Genomic DNA, 20,686 nt, shown 5'->3' on the forward strand with positions numbered 1-20,686 from the left:
AAAATAACTTATACAAGTAGTAGGCTTTGTGGCGGTTTGGTGACTCGCTTGACAGGACGCCGTGAATACGTCCATGTAGGCTTGACGGCGGCTATCCGTGCCGCCGACACCTGTCAATCGAGCCACCAAACCCCCTTCCGACAGTTGTCTAAATTATTTCATGCTCGTTGCTTACCTTGCATTAAAAATAGGGAAGTTATTTATGACCGAATCCTTAGTGGTTTTCCACAGAAGGCGGCGAATGTCTTGTGGGAGCGATCCCCAGATCGCGATTTCGGGGTCGAGAATGCCAAATTACATTAAATGGCATCGAGGTCAAAAGGCTAAAATATGCTCTTACCCAAGCAGGAGCTCTCATCGTTATACATAAATTGTAGGGTACGCTGCGCGTACCAAAGCCGTGCCCTAATGGTTCGGTTGGCACATGAACATCGCGGGGTTACCATGGTACGCACAGCGTACCCTACGCAAATCACCTAGCGTTAGGTGAGGGCCGCACACCCTGGCGCCTCCTCTGGCACTGCCGAAATTTGAAGTGCGAAAGGTATATAACGATGAGGGCTGGAGCTTGGGTAAGAGCAAAGATGGGATTTAGGAAATAGTTTTAAGCAGAGATAGTAATAATGAGTGAACAAGACGATTCGGATTTAGGTGACGATTGGGCGGCTGCGATGAACGAGCAGGCCGAGTCCGAAGCCGAAACAAAGGGCAGCAAAAATAGCAATCATGTCGAGACTGCATCGTTCGATCGATTCGATAACCAACCCCATGAAGCGGGTGAGATGCGCGAGCCCGGCAATGAGATTCAAATGGATATCATCCTCGATATTCCGGTGACCATGTCGATGGAGATCGGCCGGACTCAGGTGAGCATCAGGAATTTATTGCAATTGAACGAAGGTTCGGTGGTCGAGTTAGATCGTCTTGCGGGCGAGCCGATGGATGTTCTGGTCAATGGTACCCTGATTGCTCATGGCGAAGTGGTCGTGGTAAACGATAAGTTTGGGATTCGTTTGACTGATGTAGTCAGCCCAACCGAACGGGTTAAAAAGCTTCGTTGATGGTTAGGTTTATCTTAAGCGTTTTGTTTTACGCATACCTTCCGTCGGTTTTTGCCTCGCCCGTATCCGAAGTATCCGGAGTTGCGGTCAAAAATGTGGGTTTTCAAGACGTGTTGCAATGGGGCCTGGCGCTTATCTTCGTATTGGGAATCTTTGGGGTTTTTGTTTGGTCGTTACGCAAATTAAGCGGGTTGCCGGTTGGCGGTGAAGCGAAAATGCGGGTGCTGGGCGGCTTGTCCCTCGGCATGCGCGAAAAAGTCGTTTTGCTGGAGATCGGTAATAAACAACTGGTCTTGGGCGTCACGCCGGGAAGGATAGAGGCGTTATTGGTCTTAGATGGCGAGGATCGCCTGGTTAGCGATCGCGGCGAACAAGGTGGCCCTAGCGTGTTTTCACAAAAGTTGGTGCAAGCGATGAAGAGGCGCGGCAATGGCTAAATCTTTGCGGATGTGCGGTTTCGTATTCGTCGTTATTTTGCCGATGCCGCTGCATGCCACTGGAGTCGAGGCATTTACGGTTACGACTAACGCACAGGGCGGCGAAACGTATTCGGTAACAATTCAGATCCTCGCGTTAATGACAATGTTGACGGTTTTACCGTCCTTGTTACTGACGATGACTTCGTTTACTCGGATCATGATTGTTTTGGGACTGTTGCGTCAGGCTTTAGGGACCGCACAAGCGCCGAGTAATCAAATCTTGTTGGGTTTATCGTTATTTTTGACGTTTTTCATCATGGCGCCGGTATTCGACAAGGTTAATCGCGATGCGATTCAGCCTTATCTCGAGGAAAAGATCGATGTGTTGACCGCTGTCGAGAATGCATCAGTGCCTTTTCGGCAATTTATGATTAGGCAGACACGCGAGTCCGATCTTGAAATGTTTCTCAGGATTTCCGGTCACGAAGAAGTCGAATCGGTCGACGATGTGCCATTTTCGGTATTGTTACCGGCTTATGTGACCAGCGAATTGAAGACGGCTTTCCAGATCGGTTTTTTGATTTTTCTCCCTTTTCTGGTGATCGATTTAGTGGTTGCTAGCGTATTGATGTCGATGGGTATGATGATGCTGTCGCCGATGATTATATCGCTGCCTTTTAAAATAATGCTGTTCGTGATGGCAGACGGGTGGTCGCTGATCATGGAAATGCTCGCGGCCAGTTTTTATGTGGCTTGATCATTACTTCCTTTATACTCAAAAATTAGTTGGCTTTATGAAGGTATGGGGTGTGGCTAGCGAGGATGTCGGCAGCAGGGCAGATTTTTGCTCCATGCAAAATCTGCATTCACGCCATCCTTTGGCGTTCGAACGCTGCCGTCAAGCCTCCATGGACGGGTTCTCGGCGGTCCTCGATAGACACATCCCATACCTTTTATTCTTAGACGGTTTTTAATCAAAAAGGAGTAGGAGAGAGCGATGACTCCGGAAACGATTTATACGGTGAGCCAGGAAGCGATGTGGGTGGCGGTTAAGTTGACCGCGCCGGTGCTATTGCCGTCATTGATAGTCGGTTTGATTATCGCGATGTTTCAAGCCGCCACTCAGATCAATGAAATGACGTTGACCTTCGTTCCCAAACTCATCGCGATCGGTATCGTGATGATGACGATGGGGCCCTGGATGCTGCAAATGTACTTGGATTTTTTTCAGCAATTGATTCGTGATATTCCTGAAATGATTGGGTAAGCGATTGAATTTTACCGAAGCTCAATTATTGAATTGGGTTGCATCGTTTATTTGGCCGTTGATGCGCATCGGCGCGATGCTAGTCGCAGCGCCGTTGTTTAGCATGCAAGGCGTGCCGCCTCGGGTGAGGTTAGTCATTGCACTGGGTTTGACCTTGGTCGTCATGCCTTTGCTGCCTCCATTGCCCGATGTTCCTATGTTGAGTTATCAAGGTTTGGCTGTGTCGATGCAGCAGATTTTAATCGGCTTGGTGAGCGGTTTCATCATACAGATGGTTTTTGGCGTCGTAGTATTTGCCGGGCAAACGATCGCTTATAGCATGGGTTTGGGGTTTGCATCGATGGTTGATCCGCAAAGCGGCCAGCAAATTCCGGTGTTGGCACAGTTTTATATTATCGTCAGTACGCTGATTTTTTTTGTTTTAGATGGGCATTTGATGTTGATTAGCATGGTGTTGGATAGCTTTAATACCGTGCCGATTGCGGTCGATGGGTTGGAACAAGCCGAAATCTGGTCGATTATTGCATGGAGCAGTCGCTTGTTTGCCTCGGGTTTGTTATTGGCTTTGCCGGTCATGGCGAGTTTATTGATGGTCAATGTCAGTTTCGGCGTCGCGGCCCGCGCCGCGCCGCAGTTGCATATTTTTGCGGTGGGCTTTCCGGTTACGTTGATGCTAGGCTTGTTGCTGATCTGGCTGACCTTGCCGACTATGCTTCAACAATTCACTGGCGTCATGGTAGAAGGTTATGAGCTTCTAGAGCAGGTGCTGCGTCTGTAGCAGGTCGATATGGCAGAAGATACCGGTCAGGATAAAACAGAAGAACCCACGGCGAAGCGGCTTGCCGATGCTCGAAAGAAAGGTCAAGTCGCAAGGTCCAGGGAGCTTAATACTTTAGTGATGCTGGTCACCAGCTCGGTATTACTGTTATTCATGGGCGGATACATCGGGCAAGGTATGATCGAGATCATGCAAACCCAGTTTCAATTGAGCAGGGAAGTTATTTTCGCGCCCGAAAGCCCAATTAAATTTTTTAAGCAGGCCTTGCTCGATGCCTTCTGGCTTATCTCGCCGTTTTTGGCGGTTTTGGTTGTCGCGGCGTTGATTGGGCCTTTAATTCTGAGCGGATGGGTGTTCAGTTGGGAAGCGTTGACGCCGAAGCTGGAAAAACTCGACCCGATCAAGGGGTTGGTTCGTTTGTTTTCGAAACAAGGGTTGATCGAGTTGTTGAAGGCGCTGATCAAGTTTTTGTTGGTGTTCGGCGTTGCAATGATCTTATATAAGTCGTTTTTGAACGAGTTTCTCGGGTTGAGTGCGGAGCCCTTGGGGCAGGCTGTTCAGCATGCCTTGTTTCATATCGGTCTCGGTTTTTTGGTGTTGAGTGCGTCATTGATTTTAATCGTGATGGTCGATCTACCTTATCAACTCTGGGATCATCATGAAAAGTTAAAAATGACTCGCCAGGAAGTGCGTGACGAAATGAAGGAGTCTCAAGGTAATCCGGAAATCAAAGGGCGTCAGCGCAGAATACAAATGGAAATGTCGCAACGGCGCATGATGGAGGAAGTCCCTTATGCCGATGTCATTGTTACCAACCCGACGCATTTTGCCGTGGCATTGCAATACGATCAAAACTCGTCTTCTGCGCCGAAGGTCATTGCTAAAGGTACCGATCTGATTGCGGCCCAAATTCGTAATTTGGCAGCCGGTGCGAATGTGCCGCTATTGGTTGCACCGCCTTTGGCGCGTGCTTTGTATTACTCCACTGATTTGAAACAGGAGATTCCGCAAGGCCTGTTTTTGGCGGTCGCGCAGGTGCTGGCCTATGTGTATCAGTTAAAAACAGCCAAGGCTTACGGTTGGGACGAGCCGTTGCCGCCGCAAGATTTGCCGATTCCTGAGGAGTTTCGAAAAGAGTAGTTGGGGGCTGGTAAGCAGACAGCGGTTAGCAGATAGCGGTGAAAGGTGAAAGGTGAAGGGTGAAGGGTGAAGGGTGAAGGGTGAGTCACGTAGGGTACGCTATGCGTACCATGGCAGCACCGCCAACGCTAACACAAGCCCTTTCATCGTTCCCACGCACTGCGTGGGAATGCAGCCCGAACCGCTCTGCGGTTCGAAGGCGATTGAGCACCCCGGCCAGGAAGCCACTGGATAAGTGTTTCCTTAGGCTTTTGCGAAAATGGGGCTATTAGCTTGTCGAGGGTTCGGTGACTCGCTTGACAGGACGCCGTGAATACGTCCATGTAGGCTCTATGCCAGCTCCATGCTGGCAAAGCCTTTATCGGACACCCAGTCGCCTCCTCGGGCACTGCCGAAATTTGAAGTGTGAAAGGTATAGTTAACCATAGCCAGCGGACTATGGAATTTAGGTGCTGGGTGAATACTTCCATGTAGGCTTGACGGCGGTGAATGCAGATTTTGCATTACGCCATGGATGGCGTGTATTAGAGCAATGCAGGAGCAATTGCCGAGGAGCAAAAATCTGGCCTGCCGCCGACACCTGCCAATCGAGCAACCGAACCCTCCAAAAATAGGGAAGTTATTTATGACCAAATCCTTAAATGCTTATTCAGCCAAGCAAATGCCACATCTAATCCGGCTTAACCGGGGTTGCCAACCTTTGGCTCCTGCTTGCCGCTATCAATATTTATTTACGCCGAGAGTTATTACCAAGACTAAAACATGGATCTTACCCGAATTTTAAACACCTTAAAAATGATAAGCGGCTCCGGACTCGGCGCGCCGCTGCTGATCATCATGATTTTGGCGATGGTGGTCCTGCCGTTACCGCCATTTTTGTTGGATTTGTTTTTCACGTTCAATATTGCTTTTTCGCTGATTATTCTGCTGGTCGTCATTTATATGCTGAATCCGTTGGAGTTTTCGGTGTTTCCAACGGTGATATTGGTGGCGACTTTATTGAGGCTGGCATTAAACGTGGCATCGACACGAATTGTCTTACTTGAGGGGCATCAAGGCGGTGCGGCGGCGGGTAAGGTGATCGAAGCGTTTGGTTCGTTTGTAATCGGCGGTAATTTCGCGGTGGGCTTAGTGGTTTTTTTGATCTTGGTTGTGATCAATTTCGTCGTGGTGACAAAGGGTGCGGGTCGGGTTGCTGAAGTAGGCGCACGGTTTACATTGGACGCGATGCCGGGCAAACAAATGGCGATCGATGCCGATCTCAATTCCGGATTGATTACTCAAGATCAGGCGCGTGAGCGGCGTGCCGAGGTGGCAGCTGAGGCCGATTTTTACGGCTCGATGGATGGTGCCAGCAAGTTCGTCAGAGGCGATGCGGTTGCCGGTATCATTATTTTATTCGTCAATATCATCGGCGGACTCGCGATCGGCGTCGGTCAGCATGGGATGAGTTTCGCGGAAGCCGGCGAAATCTATGTATTGTTGACCATCGGTGACGGTTTGGTCGCTCAAATTCCTTCGCTATTGCTATCGAGTGCGTCGGCGATCGTAGTAACGCGCGTAAAAGGCGGTACCGAGGATATTGGTCAACAAGTTAGTGCGCAGCTTTTCGAAAATTCCAAAGTCTTGTATATCACCGCCGGTGTAATGGGGACTTTGGGCATAATTCCGGGCATGCCGAATTTGGTATTCATTCTGCTGGCCGGTTCGATGGCCGGTTCTGCTTATATGATTGACAGGCGTCAGAAGGTATTGGCCAGTATCGAAACCAAGCGGGAGCTCGATGTTCGCCAAACCATACCGGAGGTCAAGGAATTGGGTTGGGATGATGTGATGCCGGTCGATATCATCGGCTTGGAAGTCGGCTACCGCTTGATTCCATTGGTCGACAAAAATCAAGGAGGGCAGCTGATGACGCGGATCAAAGGTGTGCGTAAAAAGTTGTCGCAAGAGTTGGGCTTTTTAGTGCCTACGGTGCATATTCGCGATAATCTGGATTTGTCGCCGACGATGTATCGCATCACTTTAATGGGCGTAACAATGGGCGAGGCGGAGATATTTCCCGAATTGGAATTGGCGATTAATCCCGGTCAAGTATTCGGTTCGTTGAAAGGCCGGGAATGTCGCGATCCGGCATTCGGTCTGGAGGCGGTTTGGATCGATGCGGGTCAGAAAGATCATGCGCAAACGTTGGGCTATACCGTCGTCGATCCCGGTACTGTCATTGCCACGCATTTGAGTCATTTACTGCAAAGCAACTCTCATGAATTATTCGGCTACGAAGAAGCGCAACAGTTACTCGATAATCTTGCGAAAGTCGCCCCGAAACTGGTCGAGGATCTGGTGCCAAAAACATTGCCGTTGGGTGTTGTGGTCAAGGTGTTGCAAAATTTACTGCAAGAGCATGTATCGATTAGGGATATTCGTACGATTGCCGAAACTTTGGCGGAGTTCGGCGTCAAGAGTCAAGATCCCGATATATTGACCTCGGCGGTCCGTGTGGCACTTGGGCGATCAATCGTTTATGAAATCAGTGGGATACAGCAGGAATTGCCGGTTATTACCTTGGATTCAGAGTTGGAACGATTGTTGCATAAATCATTACAGACGGCGGGTGAAGGCGGTGTCGGCATCGAGCCGGGACTGGCCGAGCAAATGCATCGGTCGCTGGAAGAGAGTGCTCAAAAAATGGAAATGGAAGGACAGGTGCCGGTTTTATTGGTTTCGTCCTTTGTTCGTCCCTGGTTGGCTCGCTTCGTCCGTCATTCGATTTCAGGCTTGCATGTATTAGCTTACAATGAAATACCTGAGGATCGCCAAATAAGAGTGGTTTCCACGGTTGGACAACGCGCCTAATTGACGGGGTAGTACAATGAAAATCAAACGTTTTTTTGCATCGGACATTCGCCAAGCGATGCGCATGGTTAAAGATGAATTGGGTGCCGATGCGGTCATCATGTCTAATCGCTCGGTCGATGGCGGCGTGGAAATCGTCGCTGCTCGCGATTTTGACGAGCAACTCATTCATAATAAATTGCAAAAGGATGCGGCTGAGCGGAAAGCTCAAAACCCCGAAGTCAAACAGCCCCCGTTACAGGATTTTGCGGCTGAAAACAAATCGGCACAGATTATTAGCAGCACTCGAAAAAAAGGAGCGGACGGCTCGGTACCTCCGCGTTCGTTGCGTCGGGATTTTGACGAATATTTGGGTTATGCGGAAAAAATGCAAATAAATCGTCCGCGTCGTTTGCAGCCCGATCCGGTAAAGAAGCCAGTGCCGGCTGTATCGGCAAAAATAGAGGAAATTCCCGACGAGCCGGTACCTGCGGTTCATGAGAAAACGGTGATGTCGGCGCGGGTCGAAGAGTCCGTTCCGGTCGCCCGCGAAAACAGTGCGAACGATCAGCTTATCAAAGACATGTTTCAGGAATTGAAATCGCTGAAGATGACGATGAATAGCCGCCTGTCGGAAATCGGTTGGAGGCAAAACAGTCAAAGCAATCCGGTGCGGGTCGAATTGTTGCATCGTTTGGTCGATATGGGGATCGCCAAAAATTTGAGTATGAAAGTCGCCGGTCGCTTGAGTAATTATCAAACCATCGAGCCGGCTTTCAAAAAAGCTCAGGAAATGTTGGTTAACGTGCTGCCTGTCTATAATGATGCGCTTTTGGATTATGGTGGAATCGCCGCGTTGGTGGGCCCGACCGGCGTCGGCAAGACTACGACGATCGCCAAATTGGCGGCACGCTTCATTCTGAAACATGGGCCGAGACAGGTCGCGTTGATCACGACCGATAATTATCGTATTGCCGCGCATGATCAACTCAATACCTACGGCCGGATTCTCGATGTGCCCGTTCGCGTGGCGGCCGATGCCGAGCAACTGCGAAATTTGATCGACGGCTTTGCCGATAAGCGTCTTATTTTGATCGATACCGCCGGAATGAGTCAGCGCGACCAACGCTTGGCCGAGCAAATCCAAACGTTACAGCACGATGACCTACGCATTCGACCTTATTTGGTGATGTCTGCTGCGACGCAATACAAAGCGATGAAAGAGATTATTCAAGCCTTTCAAATTTTTCAGCCTGAAGCAGGCATATTGACTAAACTTGACGAAGCAGCGACCAAGGGGGCGGCAATATCGGCATTAATCGAACAGCGCATGCCGCTATCTTATGTTACCGATGGACAACAAGTACCCGAGGACCTGCATGTGGCCTCGGCCAAGCAATTAATTGAGCAGTGCGCAGCAGAGTCGGATCAAGAAAGCGATTATAATGCGATACTTGATTATGACGACTGGGTGGCGCAAGGTTATGCATAATCCATTCGATCAGGCAGCCGGAATCAGAAGAATGAATAAAACGAATCCCGTTCGGGTCATCGCAGTCACTAGCGGTAAAGGCGGCGTTGGGAAAACAAATTTATCGGTAAACTTGGGTTTGGCATTGGCCGAACAAGGCAAGCGAGTTGCCTTGCTCGATGCCGATATGGGGCTTGCCAATGTCGACGTGCTGCTGGGTATGTATCCGAAATTCAATCTTTCGCATGTATTGAAAGGTGAAAAAACATTGAACGAAATTATCGTGACCGGGCCGTCCGGGTTGCAAGTGATTCCAGCTTCGTCTGGCTTGCAGCATATGTCTGATTTGTCGACGGTCGAACAAGCCGCAGTCATTCGGGCATTTAGCGATATCGATCAGGATTTGGATGTACTGATTGTCGATACGGCGGCGGGCATATCGTCCAGCGTTATTAATTTTGCCCGTGCTTGCCAGGAAGTCATTGTTGTCGTGTGCGACGAGCCGACTTCTTTAACCGATGCCTATGCCTTCATTAAACTCTTAAATCGTGATTACGGTTTGAGCCGCTTCCATATTTTGACCAACATGGTTCAAAGTGCCCAGCAAGGCCAGAATCTTTTTCAAAAATTGACGAAAGTCACCGACCGTTATCTGGATGTGACGTTACAGTTTGCAGGTGCGGTACCTTATGATGAATATTTACGTAAAGCCGTTCAGCAACAAAGCCCGGTCATCGCTGCCTATCCTCGCAGTAAAGCCTCTCTGGCCTTGAAAAATGTGGCAAGACAAATAAATAGTTGGCCGATCAAAGGACATGCGGGTGGTTATCTTGAGTTCTTTATCGAACGTATGATCCAATACGGCGCACAAAAGGATGTTGCATGAAGGGAGCGGCCATGTATGCGTCGGTGCAATCGGGTGAAAAAGAAGACCTGGTACTACGGCATGTGCCTTTAGTTAAACGCATTGCCTATCATTTATTGGCTAAATTGCCCGAAACTGTGTTGGTCGAGGATTTGATTCAATCCGGAATGATCGGCTTGTTGGATGCGATCAAGCATTTTGATGCCTCGCAAGGCGCCAGTTTCGACACGTATGCCGGTATTCGCATTCGTGGTGCAATGCTCGACGAAGTTCGACGATCCGATTGGACCCCGCGTTCCGTTCATAAAAAAGCGCGCATGGTGACTGATGCGATAAGACATATCGAAAGCAAGACCGGCCGCGATGCCAGCGATGGAGAAGTCGCCGAGTATTTGGGGATCAGTGCCGACGAATATGGACGCATATTGCAAGACACGCAATGCTGTCGTACCTTGAGCGTCGAGGAGTTGTCCGAAGAAGGCGATGCGGCTTTTTACGATGATCAGCCGTTAAAAAACGATCCGTTGAACCGATTAAGCCGAGAAAAATTCAATCAGGCTTTAATCGAGGCGATTCGAAGTTTGCCCGAGCGCGAACAGCTCGTGGTTTCTCTGTATTACGTCGATGAATTAAATTTACGCGAAATCGGCCAAATTTTAAATATTAGCGAGTCCCGCGTCAGTCAGATCAGCAGTCAGGCCATGTTGAGATTGCGAGCGAGACTTGCGGACTGGCGTGAAGGCCATGATAATGGCGTTTGAATTAGGCTTTGCAGGTATGAACGTTATACTCATCGTAGATCTTTTGCGGGAAGGGTTATGTAACCCATCCCGAATGTTTCGTTTGGTCCTAAATATTTTGTGCTGTTACCCAAGTTAGAGCTTGGGTAACCTGTTCAGTAGTAATTATTCACACCCCTATCGTTTCCACGCCCCAGCGTGGGAACGATAATTGCCGGGGGGCTGAATAGTTTCGTTCAGGAAACTCTAGCTTCCCGACAGTCAAGGAAGATTGAACGAGCGAGTCAGGGTTGATTGAGAATGTGCGGAGGTTGTGTCGGTCTCAGGAAGCTGGCGCTTCCGGAGTGTGTTTCCCAAGCTGGAGCTCTCGCCGTTATACACAAGTATCGGTAAACTTGCTAAACAGAGTTCGTCGTATACCTGGAAACGGTGCTGTTTGATAAATCTGCGGATATTGAACATCAGTGACTTTCCCTCACCTAGCGTTAGGTGAGGGAAAGTCGGGAACGTTGGGCGACAAAAAATGGTATCGAAGCCTCATTAGCTAGGATTGCAAAACAGTAATTTTTGACTTATGTATAACGATGAGAGCTGGAGCTTGGGAAAGAGCGTGATGGGGGTTGGCCGTGCTATCAAAAAAGATATGTGATGCGTAGCATCAAACGTTAAAAAGTTTTATTTATTAAGTTGAGTGGGTTGGAGACTATCCTTGGATAAAAATATGAAAATTCTCATTGTGGATGATTTTTCAACGATGAGACGTATTATAAAAAACTTACTGAGGGACTTGGGTTTTACAAATACGGCCGAAGCCGATGACGGTAAAACCGCTCTGCCGAGACTAAAAGCCGGTGGCATCGATTTTCTAGTGACCGACTGGAATATGCCTGGCATGTCCGGATTGGATTTGCTAAAAGCCGTTCGATCCGACCCGGATCTTGCCACGCTGCCGGTTTTAATGGTAACGGCCGAAGCTAAGCGCGAGCAAATTATTATGGCGGCTCAAGCCGGCGTCAATGGATATATCATCAAGCCGTTTACCGCCGCGACGCTCAAAGAAAAAATCGAAAAAATCTTTGAACGCATAGACAGCTAAGTCTGAGGGGATTTAATGACCGATAAAGATCGCCTCAGTCAGGTTAAAGACCTGCTTAAGGCATTAGAAGAAGGAGACGAGAAAACGGCCGACAGAATTCTCGATGAAATAGCCGGAATCCGCGAAAGCCAGCTGTTTATTGAAGTGGGTCGATTAACCCGGCAATTGCACGATGCCATGGTGCATTTTTCCGTGGATTCAAAAATCACCGAGATTGCCGCGCAGGAAATTCCGGATGCGAAGGAACGATTGCGTTATGTCATTACGATGACCGAACAAGCTGCCGATCAAACCTTGACCGTTGTCGAAGATATCGTCCCGGTTGCGCGAATGCTCAACGAACAAGCCACAAGACTCGCCGAAAACTGGGAACGTTTTTTGATTCGAAAAATGCCTTTCGAAGAATTCAAAGACATGAGTCAGGAAATTACCGAGTATTTTAATGAGTCTGTTAAATCGCTTGAAATTATGCAAAACGGGCTCAACGATATTTTAATGGCTCAAGGTTTTCAAGACATTACCGGACAAATCATCCGGCGGGTAATAGCAATGGTCGAAGACTTGGAAAATGGCATGGTCGATTTAATCCGTTTATCAAGCGTTAAAGCGGCTTCGAAAGAGACGGGCATGTCAAGCGTCGAATTACCAGGACCGGTCGTGCCCGGTGTTGACGATAAAAAAGACGAGGTGGCGACTAGCCAAGACGATGTTGACGACTTGCTATCCAGCTTGGGTTTTTGAGGATTGAATTATGGCGATTGATCTGGACGACGAAATTTTACAGGATTTTCTAGTCGAATCCGGTGAAATAATTGAATTATTGGGCGAGCAGTTGGTTCAACTCGAGCAGATGCCCAATGATTACGATTTACTCAATGCCATATTTAGAGGTTTTCATACCGTCAAAGGAGGTGCCGGATTTTTAGCGATAGACCCCCTGGTTGAAATTTGCCATAAAGCTGAAGATGTCTTTAATGTGCTTCGACAAGGCGATAGAAAAGTCGACCCTAAATTAATGGATGTCGTGCTTCAGGTGCTGGATATTGTTAACGAAATGTTCGGCCAGATTCGTGCCGGACATGAACCTGAACCGGCATCGCCGGCATTACTGAACAAACTTCAGGCTTTTACGTCTCCCGGCAAAGCGACCGAACAAAGGGGCGCGAAAGAGCAAGAACAAGAGCCATCGCCTATTGCCTCCGCCGATGAAATCGATATTGTCGAGAAAGAATTCGAATCGATGCTGAATATAGCCGACGAGGAATCGGCTGGTATTGACGATAGTTCAAACTCCGATGAAATCACCGAGGAAGAGTTCGAGCAATTGCTCGATACCTTGCATGGTAAAGGAGCTTCGCCGACCGCCCCTAAAATAACGCAAGGCGAATCGCAACCGGCTTCAGCAGCCGATGAAATTACCGAAGATGAATTCGAGCAACTACTCGATGCATTACATGGCAAAGGCGGTTCGCCGACATCGCCCAAATCCGATCGAAGCGAAACCGCATCGAATGCAGGAGTCGAATCGGAAAACGCCGAAAAGGTATCGATGCCCGCCAAAAAATCGGTGCCGGCGACTTCGGATTCCGATGAAATTACCGAAGACGAATTCGAAAATTTGCTCGATCAATTGCATGGTAAAGGGAAGTTCAACCCTTCAGTAGTTGCCGAAACCGGCGATCAAGCACCTAATAAGGCGCCGGAAAAGAAACCTGTCGCCGAATTTGTTCCCGGTAACAAAAACAAGCCGTCGCCTGCTACTAAGTCGTCGTCCGCTGCTAATTCAATAGAGCAGCATGACACTAAAGATCAAAAGCCCGCCGCTTCAAAAGCAGCCTCTTCAGGAGCCCCGCAAATCGAGCCCACCGTTCGGGTCGATACTCAGGTACTCGACGATATCATGAACATGGTCGGCGAATTGGTTTTGGTTAGAAATCGTTTTCAGACGCTTAGATCAGCATCCGATAGCGATGATCAGATGGCCAAGGCAATTGCTAATCTCGATGTTGTGACAGCTGATCTGCAACTAGCGGTCATGAAAACCCGAATGCAGCCGATTAAAAAAGTATTCGGTCGATTTCCACGTGTAGTCCGGGATTTGGCGCGTAGTCTCAATAAACAAATTAGACTGGAATTGGTTGGAGAAGAAACCGATCTCGATAAGAACTTAGTCGAGGCTTTGGCGGACCCGTTGGTGCATTTAGTGAGAAATTCGGTCGATCACGGTATCGAAAGCCCGGAAGAGCGGACTGCGGCAGGTAAGCCGGCCGAAGGCGTCGTCTTGTTGACCGCTTCGCAGCAAGGCGATCATATCGAGTTATCGATAAAGGATGATGGCAAGGGCATGAATGCCAATGCTTTGCGGGCCAAGGTCGTCGAAAAGGGTTTAATGGATGCCGATACCGCCGCTCGACTGGATCAACGCGAATGTTTTAATTTAATTTTTATGCCCGGATTTTCGACCAAAGCCGAGATTTCCGATGTTTCGGGGCGGGGTGTCGGTATGGATGTTGTAAAGACCCGCATTTCTCAAATGAACGGTGCGGTCGAGGTTGATTCAAAGGAAGGCATCGGTACCACGATTACCATCAAAGTACCTTTGACGCTAGCGATCATGCCTACATTGATGGTCAAGCTAGCCGATCAAGCCTTCGCATTACCGTTGGGTAGCGTGATGGAAATTCTCGATCTGGATCTGCGTGTGACTAATGTCGTAGACGGACAGCAGGTCGTCATGGTTCGAAACAAAGCCTTACCGCTATTTTATCTTGGCGAATGGCTCGTGCAGGATCCGAATTATGTGCTAAATAAACAAGCTTCTGCGCATGTCGTCGTGGTCAATGCCGGTGGGCGTCAAGTCGGTTTTGTCGTGGACCAATTAATTGGTCAGGAAGAAGTTGTTATTAAAGCTTTGGGTGCGAAATTGCAAGGCTTGGATGGACTTTCTGGTGCGACGATCACCGGTGACGGGCGCATCGCACTGATTCTCGACGTGCCCGGTTTAATGAAGCGATATGCAAGCTAATTAGAAGTTCATGGCCGTTAAGGTATTGATAGTCGACGATTCCGGATTCATTTGTAAAAGAATCAAAGAAATACTTGAGGAGTCGAAAGATAGCGAAGGACACGCCGAATTTGAAGTAGTGGGTATTGCCAATAACGGCTTGCAAGCGATTAGGTTGACGGCTGCCTTAGCGCCCGATGTCATAACGATGGATATCGAGATGCCGTTGATGGACGGCATTACTGCGGTTAAGCGCATCATGGCGGAAACGCCGACCCCTATTTTGATGTTTTCGGCAATGACCCAGGTAGGTGCTCAAGCGACATTGGATGCCTTGCATGCCGGTGCAGTGGATTTTTTACCGAAGCGACTGGATGAGATCGATGCCGACCGAGAAACGGCAAAACGCTTGCTTCGGCGAAGGGTACGCATGGTTGCCTTGCAAACCGGAAAAAGCAAAACAAGAAGCGGCGGCGGAGCGCTGGTTAAGAATAAAACCGAACAGGCAGGAAAAACGCTCGAAAAACCGGCTAAGCAAGGGATTCAGCAAACAGCGAAACAATTCGGCGCATTACGCATTATGGTGATTGCCGCCTCAACCGGCGGTCCTGTCGCGATACAGCAAGTGTTAAGCCAAGTTCCGCAGTCATGCCCGTTGCCGGTGATCATTGTTCAACATATGCCGCAAAACTTCACGGCTAGTTTTGCAGAGCGGTTGGATCAATTATGCCGTATCAAGGTTAGGGAAGCACGCGATGGCGATATCTTGGAGCCGGGAACGGCGTTGGTTGCGGCAGGAGGAATGCAATTGGAATTCAAAGGCTCCGGCGTGCGTAAATCGATTGTTTTAAGGCCGAAAATAGCCGGAGAAATTTACAGTCCGTGTGCGGACATTACATTGGCTTCAGTCGCTCGGTATTTTCACGATGCAGTGCTGGCGGTGGTCTTAACCGGTATGGGCTCGGATGGTAAAGAAGGCGCTCGTAAACTGAAACAAGCCGGTTCGATAGTTTGGGCGCAAAACGAGGAAAGTTGCACGATATACGGTATGCCCAAAGCGGTTATCGATGCAGGCTTAGCCGATAATGTTTACAGCATCGATGAAATAGGACGGCAATTAAGCCGTATCACTTAATGGATTACTTAAGTCTCGTTGGTGTTGTGTTGGGTTTCGTGGCGATCGTCGGTGGTACGATAATGGACGGCGGACATGCTGAAGCGCTGCTAAATGGACCGGCCTTAGTGATCGTTTTGGGCGGTACAATAGGTGCTACATTGTTGCAATTTCCGCCGACGACATTTTTCCGGGGCCTCAATATCAGTTTATGGATCTTCAAGCCAAGGAAACAATTGTTTAAGCAACAAGTTAACAAAATGGTCGAATGGAGCGCGCTGGCCAGAAAAGAAGGTCTGCTGGGGCTGGAATCGGTTCTCGATAACGAAATCGATCCGTTCGCAATCAAGGGTTTGCAGCTATTAGTCGACGGTAGCGAACCGGAAGTAATTCGGGATTGTTTGGAATTAGAGATTAGTACTCGGGAGTTTAGCGATTTACAGGCGGCTAGAGTATTCGAAGCCATGGGCGGTTACTCGCCGACGATCGGTATTCTCGGTGCCGTGATCGGTCTCATTCATGTCATGAAAAATCTGGCCGAGCCAGGTTTACTGGGATCCGGCATTGCAACGGCGTTTGTTGCGACGATCTATGGCGTTGGCTTTGCCAATTTGATTTTTTTGCCGGTTGCAAACAAATTGAAGATGCAAATATTGATAATGTCGCAAGCTAAGGAATTGTTGGTTGAGGGCATCGTAGCGATTGCCGAGGGAGAAAATCCAAAAAATATCGAATTGAAATTATCCGGTTTTTTAATCGAAAACCGGGATTAGCTCGGAGGGGCGTGATGCGGCGAAAAAAAAAAGAATTGGCCGAACCTGAAAATCATGAGCGATGGCTGATTTCCTATGCCGACTTTATCACCTTATTATTTGCGTTTTTTGTCGTAATGTATTCGATCTCTTCGGTCAACGAGGGTAAATATAAAACACTGTCCGACTCATTGGGAGAGGCCTTTTCGAAAAGACAATCGGAAGCGGCGATTTCCGATAGAGAAGGCTCTCCTTTTACTGTGGTGCAGCCGATCAAAATCGGTGAAGAACCGATGGCGGTTCAGCCGATCGAGCTACCTCATCCGACTTTGGAAGAGGTTGAAAAAAAGCATGAGCTTAGTGAGGATATCCTGCGTGAGCGGCGCAATTTGATTGATGCGTCCGAACAAATGTCGGAAGTCTTGGCGCCATTTATCGAAAAGGATTTGGTGGCGGTTAAAAAACATGACTTTTGGATCGAGCTAGAAATGAATAGCGAACTGTTATTCGCGAGCGGCGAGGCTGAGTTATCGCCAAAAGCGTTACCGATTTTGAAAAAAGTTTCGGAAATTGTCAGACGTATGCCGAATTTCATCAATGTCGAAGGGCATACCGATACGGTCCCGATTAGTACCGTTAAATTCCCATCCAATTGGGAACTGTCTTCGGCGCGAGCGACTAGCGTAGTAAGAGAATTCGTCAACGAGGGGATAGCGCCGTCACGATTATCGGCGGTCGGCTATGGAGAATTTCATCCGATAGCCGATAACAGTAGCGAGGCAGGTCGATTTCAAAATAGAAGAGTTGCGGTGGTGTTGATGTCGCATGCTTTTGCTCGTTACGGCGCGGATGACAAAGAAAGAGCGAAGTTACTGAATATATCGCCGGTTACCGATGCTGAAATCAACAATACTCAAGGTTCCCCATAGTGGTGTGGGTAATTACCATCCTCGTTCCTAACGCACCGGCTTCCTAGGTATGGGTTTCCACGGAGGACCGTGGGAACCGGAAAATCTACGAGAGCCGAGTTTTTTGCGGTTTAGCTAATGAATTTAGATTAAAAGGCATTTTATGAAGGTCTGGACGGTATCCAATCAGAAAGGCGGTGTAGGCAAAACGACGACTGTCGTTACGCTCGGCGGTTTATTGTCTTCCTGGGGATTTCGTACATTATTGGTCGATCTCGACCCGCACGGCGCATTGACAAGTTATTTCAAAATGAATCCCGATGAAGTCAAGGCGAGCGTATACAATCTTTTTCATGATGCCAGTTTGAAAAAGAAAAACGCGGGACCCGAACCTTATATCGTAGAAACTAAATTCGACGGTTTGTTTGTGTTGCCGGCCGCGACCGCGATTGCAACGTTGGACCGACAAGTCGCATCGATGGGCGGTATGGGATTGGTGGTCAACAATGCCTTAGCCAAGGTATCCGATCGTTACGATTACGTCATCATCGATAGTCCGCCAATGCTCGGTGTGTTGATGATTAATGCACTGGCGGCTTGTCAGCAATTAATTATGCCGGTGTTAGCCGAATTTTTAGCCGTCAAGGGACTCGAGCGTATGATGCATACGCTCAATATGGTTTATAAATCACGTACCCATGCGCCTCGATATACGATTGTACCGACGATGTTCGATAAACGAACGCGCGCTGCTCAAGAAAGCCTTAGGGTGTTGAGAGAGCAATATCCGGATTATCTATGGAATTCGATTATACCGATCGATACAAAAATCAGGGATGCCAGCACACAAGGTATTCCGCTATCGATTTATTGGCCGGAATCGAAAGCCGTGGAGGCTTACTCGGCTTTGCTGGATCGCTTGTTATTGTATGATAATCAAACTGTCAAAGAAACGGCGGCAGTTTAATGAAGGGTCTTAGCGATAACAAATTGGATATCGAGCCACAGATTATTCACCAGGAATTGGCTCTCGACAGCTATTTAAAAACCCTGCTGGAGGAAATGCCGACTGAGGAAGCCGACGTGATTATGCCATCGGCACCTGAGGCTAAAGTGCCCGTACCGACAGCACGTGTCGAATCGAAAATAAAGAAAAAAAGCGAGACCATTGCCAAGACGTCGGCCTTGGTTGAACTGCAATTGGTTCCAAAGCCTACCATGCCGCTTGCGGTTATGCCGTCTTGGGCGCAGTATGAATTCCAAGCCTTATTTTTTAGAATAGGCCAGCTCATACTGGCTACTCCTTTGGTTGAATTATCCAGAGCCATTAAATTTGATAAGACGATCACTAAAATCCCTGGGCAACCCTCGTGGTTTATCGGTTTGCTGGAAGACCAGAAGCGAAAAATCGGTATTCTCGATTCCGGGCAATTGATTTTAGGGAAAGGTTATGCAAATAAACGAGACTTAATTGAGCAGCCTTATAAAAGCATGTTAATTACCCAGGATGGCAATTGGGGCTTGGCTTGCGATGAACTTTTGTCTATTGGTAAGGTGCGTCCCGAGCAAGTTCGTTGGCGAACCCATCGTAAGCAGCGGCCATGGTTGATTGGAACAGTAATCGAGGAATTGACCGCCGTGATCGATGTCGAACAGTTGACGCCGCGAAGAAAGGGAAAAGAAGAAAGGTTAAAGGTTAAAGGTTAAAGAAGAAAGGTTAAAGATTATCGTTCCCACGCTCCAGCGTGGGAATGCAGCCCTGGACGCTCCAGCGTCCAGTGACGACAAAAAAGATAGGAAAAAGCCGCAATACGAAGGTACCGGCAGGACGGGATTTACTCCCTTTATACTCAAAAATTAGCTAACTTCATGAAGGTATGGGGTGTGGCTAGCGAAGATATCGGCATTCCTCGACAGGGATACCCCTCGCTCGAAATCCAGTGAGAATGCTCAAACTGGGAATTGCTGCTTGTGGAGTGGTACGTTGTGCGTAACTATAATCTTTAAATTTCGTGATTTTCGTGGACAAAATTCTTTTTATAGAGTGAAGGGTTAGTAGTTGGGCGGATACGGTTTGCAAAAAATAATAACTTTGAATAATGAAGCGGTGATCGCGAATGAGTGAATTCGATACAAAACAAAACAATCCGGTGATGCAATGGGTAACTTTTCGTCTCGGTGATGAAAAGTACGGCATCAATGTCATGCAAGTGCAGGAAGTGCTGCGGGTTGCAGAAATCGCTCCGGTTCCCGGTGCACCGTCTTATGTGCTGGGCATCATCAACTTGCGAGGCAATGTCGTAACGGTGATCGATACGCGCAATCGATTTGGTTTGATGTCGAAGGAGACCGACGATAATTCGCGCATTGTCATAATCGAAACTGAATCGCATATTATCGGCATCTTGGTCGATAGCGTTGCCGAAGTCGTCGAGCTGAGATCGTCAGATATTGAAACGGCTCCGAACGTCGGCAATGAAGAAACTTCTAGGTATATTCAAGGGGTGACTAGCCGAGATAATGAATTATTGATTCTAGTCGACCTAAATAAGTTTTTAAGCGATGAAGAGAAAGCGGAATTGGATATGTTTTGAAGTTAATCGTAACCTGAAAACAGCAACTTCCTTGAGCCGCGGCTAAGAGAGGCGGTCATGATCGAAATACAACCGATAGTACCGACATATCCGGTTATTAAACCGGCTAAAGTCACTAATGACGAAGATCGACCGGATAAGAAAAAACAACAAAACGAGCAGGAAAAGGGTTCTGAATCGGAGCAGCAAGACGATACGGGACCTGCTCAGCACATTGACGAAGTTGTTTGATGAATGAGATTTTATATGCCGGTCTTGCCGTACTGAGCGTTATGTCGATTTTGCTAGTATGGTTAACAGTCGATCATATTAAGCTTAAACGCAACTATCGAGCCTTGGCCGAACACCTGAATAATCATAATTTGGATATTGTCGGTTTATGTTCGGCATCGGTCGGTGTCGATAACCGATTAGCCGAGACGGCTGAAATACTCAAGGAGTTGACCGAAAAAATCAACGACTTTGAACAAAGAGAAGAAGAAGCGAAGCCTTACCACGCGATCATTCAGAAGGTGCGCAGCGGCGCCGATGCGGCTGAATTGATACAAAAATTCGGTATTAGTCGTGATGAGGCCGTGCTATTGATTCGTTTGCATGGGGCTAGATAAAGGCTCTGTTTGCGATAATACTCCCTTTTGATTG

Annotated in this window: 21 protein-coding genes; all 21 read left to right on the forward strand. The window is 48.2% G+C overall.

Features of this window, described 5'->3' with window-relative positions; translation table 11 throughout:
* The first annotated feature begins 623 nt into the window (after positions 1–623).
* The 21 genes from fliN to ACRJJO_RS06570 all read left to right on the forward strand — a co-directional run bounded on the left by fliN (position 624) and on the right by ACRJJO_RS06570 (position 20,652).
* Positions 624–1,061, forward strand: coding sequence for a flagellar motor switch protein FliN (gene fliN / locus ACRJJO_RS06470; protein ID WP_404356848.1), 438 nt, complete (start codon positions 624–626; stop codon positions 1,059–1,061).
* Positions 1,061–1,498: a flagellar biosynthetic protein FliO gene (gene fliO / locus ACRJJO_RS06475; RefSeq protein ID WP_431065061.1), complete on the forward strand. Its 438-nt coding sequence runs from the start codon at positions 1,061–1,063 to the stop codon at positions 1,496–1,498. The genes fliN and fliO overlap by 1 nt, the downstream gene beginning before the upstream one ends.
* Positions 1,491–2,237, forward strand: coding sequence for a flagellar type III secretion system pore protein FliP (fliP, locus tag ACRJJO_RS06480; RefSeq protein WP_404356844.1), 747 nt, complete (start codon positions 1,491–1,493; stop codon positions 2,235–2,237). The genes fliO and fliP overlap by 8 nt, the downstream gene beginning before the upstream one ends.
* Before the next feature lie 240 nt (positions 2,238–2,477).
* A complete protein-coding gene (gene fliQ / locus ACRJJO_RS06485; protein ID WP_014149590.1) occupies positions 2,478–2,747 on the forward strand; it encodes a flagellar biosynthesis protein FliQ in 270 nt (89 codons plus the stop codon).
* 4 nt (positions 2,748–2,751) lie between these two features.
* A complete protein-coding gene (gene fliR, locus ACRJJO_RS06490) occupies positions 2,752–3,525 on the forward strand; it encodes a flagellar biosynthetic protein FliR (protein WP_404356842.1) in 774 nt (257 codons plus the stop codon).
* Between the two features lie 9 nt (positions 3,526–3,534).
* Complete coding sequence (flhB, locus tag ACRJJO_RS06495) at positions 3,535–4,665, forward strand: flagellar biosynthesis protein FlhB (protein WP_431065062.1); 1,131 nt, start codon at positions 3,535–3,537, stop codon at positions 4,663–4,665.
* A gap of 762 nt (positions 4,666–5,427) precedes the next feature.
* Complete coding sequence (gene flhA, locus ACRJJO_RS06500; RefSeq protein WP_431065063.1) at positions 5,428–7,521, forward strand: flagellar biosynthesis protein FlhA; 2,094 nt, start codon at positions 5,428–5,430, stop codon at positions 7,519–7,521.
* A 16-nt stretch (positions 7,522–7,537) separates the two neighbouring features.
* The gene (gene flhF, locus ACRJJO_RS06505) at positions 7,538–8,992 is read left to right on the forward strand and encodes a flagellar biosynthesis protein FlhF (RefSeq protein ID WP_431065064.1); all 1,455 of its coding nucleotides are present in this window, start codon (positions 7,538–7,540) and stop codon (positions 8,990–8,992) included.
* 31 nt (positions 8,993–9,023) lie between these two features.
* Complete coding sequence (locus ACRJJO_RS06510; protein WP_431065065.1) at positions 9,024–9,857, forward strand: MinD/ParA family protein; 834 nt, start codon at positions 9,024–9,026, stop codon at positions 9,855–9,857.
* Positions 9,854–10,597 carry an RNA polymerase sigma factor FliA gene (locus ACRJJO_RS06515; protein WP_404356833.1) on the forward strand — a complete coding sequence of 248 codons (744 nt, stop codon included), beginning with the start codon at positions 9,854–9,856 and terminating at the stop codon, positions 10,595–10,597. Before ACRJJO_RS06510 ends, ACRJJO_RS06515 begins: the two co-directional genes overlap by 4 nt.
* 700 nt (positions 10,598–11,297) lie before the next feature.
* Complete coding sequence (gene cheY, locus ACRJJO_RS06520; protein WP_431065066.1) at positions 11,298–11,672, forward strand: chemotaxis response regulator CheY; 375 nt, start codon at positions 11,298–11,300, stop codon at positions 11,670–11,672.
* 15 nt (positions 11,673–11,687) lie between these two features.
* Positions 11,688–12,413: a protein phosphatase CheZ gene (locus ACRJJO_RS06525; RefSeq protein WP_431065067.1), complete on the forward strand. Its 726-nt coding sequence runs from the start codon at positions 11,688–11,690 to the stop codon at positions 12,411–12,413.
* 10 nt (positions 12,414–12,423) lie between these two features.
* On the forward strand, positions 12,424–14,697 hold the full coding sequence (locus ACRJJO_RS06530) for a chemotaxis protein CheW (protein WP_431065068.1): 2,274 nt from the start codon (positions 12,424–12,426) through the stop codon (positions 14,695–14,697).
* Between the two features lie 10 nt (positions 14,698–14,707).
* On the forward strand, positions 14,708–15,811 hold the full coding sequence (locus ACRJJO_RS06535; RefSeq protein WP_431065069.1) for a protein-glutamate methylesterase/protein-glutamine glutaminase: 1,104 nt from the start codon (positions 14,708–14,710) through the stop codon (positions 15,809–15,811).
* A complete protein-coding gene (locus ACRJJO_RS06540) occupies positions 15,811–16,563 on the forward strand; it encodes a flagellar motor protein (protein WP_431065070.1) in 753 nt (250 codons plus the stop codon). Before ACRJJO_RS06535 ends, ACRJJO_RS06540 begins: the two co-directional genes overlap by 1 nt.
* 14 nt (positions 16,564–16,577) lie before the next feature.
* Positions 16,578–17,471, forward strand: coding sequence for a flagellar motor protein MotD (gene motD / locus ACRJJO_RS06545; RefSeq protein ID WP_431065071.1), 894 nt, complete (start codon positions 16,578–16,580; stop codon positions 17,469–17,471).
* 142 nt (positions 17,472–17,613) lie between these two features.
* Positions 17,614–18,417 (forward strand): ParA family protein, encoded by an 804-nt coding sequence (locus ACRJJO_RS06550; RefSeq protein ID WP_431065072.1) that lies wholly within the window; start codon positions 17,614–17,616, stop codon positions 18,415–18,417.
* Complete coding sequence (locus tag ACRJJO_RS06555) at positions 18,417–19,157, forward strand: chemotaxis protein CheW (protein WP_431065073.1); 741 nt, start codon at positions 18,417–18,419, stop codon at positions 19,155–19,157. Before ACRJJO_RS06550 ends, ACRJJO_RS06555 begins: the two co-directional genes overlap by 1 nt.
* Positions 19,158–19,567: 410 nt before the next feature.
* Positions 19,568–20,044: a chemotaxis protein CheW gene (locus ACRJJO_RS06560; protein WP_014149575.1), complete on the forward strand. Its 477-nt coding sequence runs from the start codon at positions 19,568–19,570 to the stop codon at positions 20,042–20,044.
* A 57-nt stretch (positions 20,045–20,101) separates the two neighbouring features.
* Positions 20,102–20,275, forward strand: a complete 174-nt coding sequence (locus ACRJJO_RS06565) for a hypothetical protein (RefSeq protein ID WP_017842651.1) — start codon at positions 20,102–20,104, stop codon at positions 20,273–20,275.
* Positions 20,275–20,652: a DUF2802 domain-containing protein gene (locus ACRJJO_RS06570; protein ID WP_431065074.1), complete on the forward strand. Its 378-nt coding sequence runs from the start codon at positions 20,275–20,277 to the stop codon at positions 20,650–20,652. The genes ACRJJO_RS06565 and ACRJJO_RS06570 overlap by 1 nt, the downstream gene beginning before the upstream one ends.
* Positions 20,653–20,686: the final 34 nt, after the last annotated feature.

This window comes from Methylotuvimicrobium sp. (genome assembly GCF_050611805.1).
Lineage (GTDB): Bacteria > Pseudomonadota > Gammaproteobacteria > Methylococcales > Methylomonadaceae > Methylotuvimicrobium.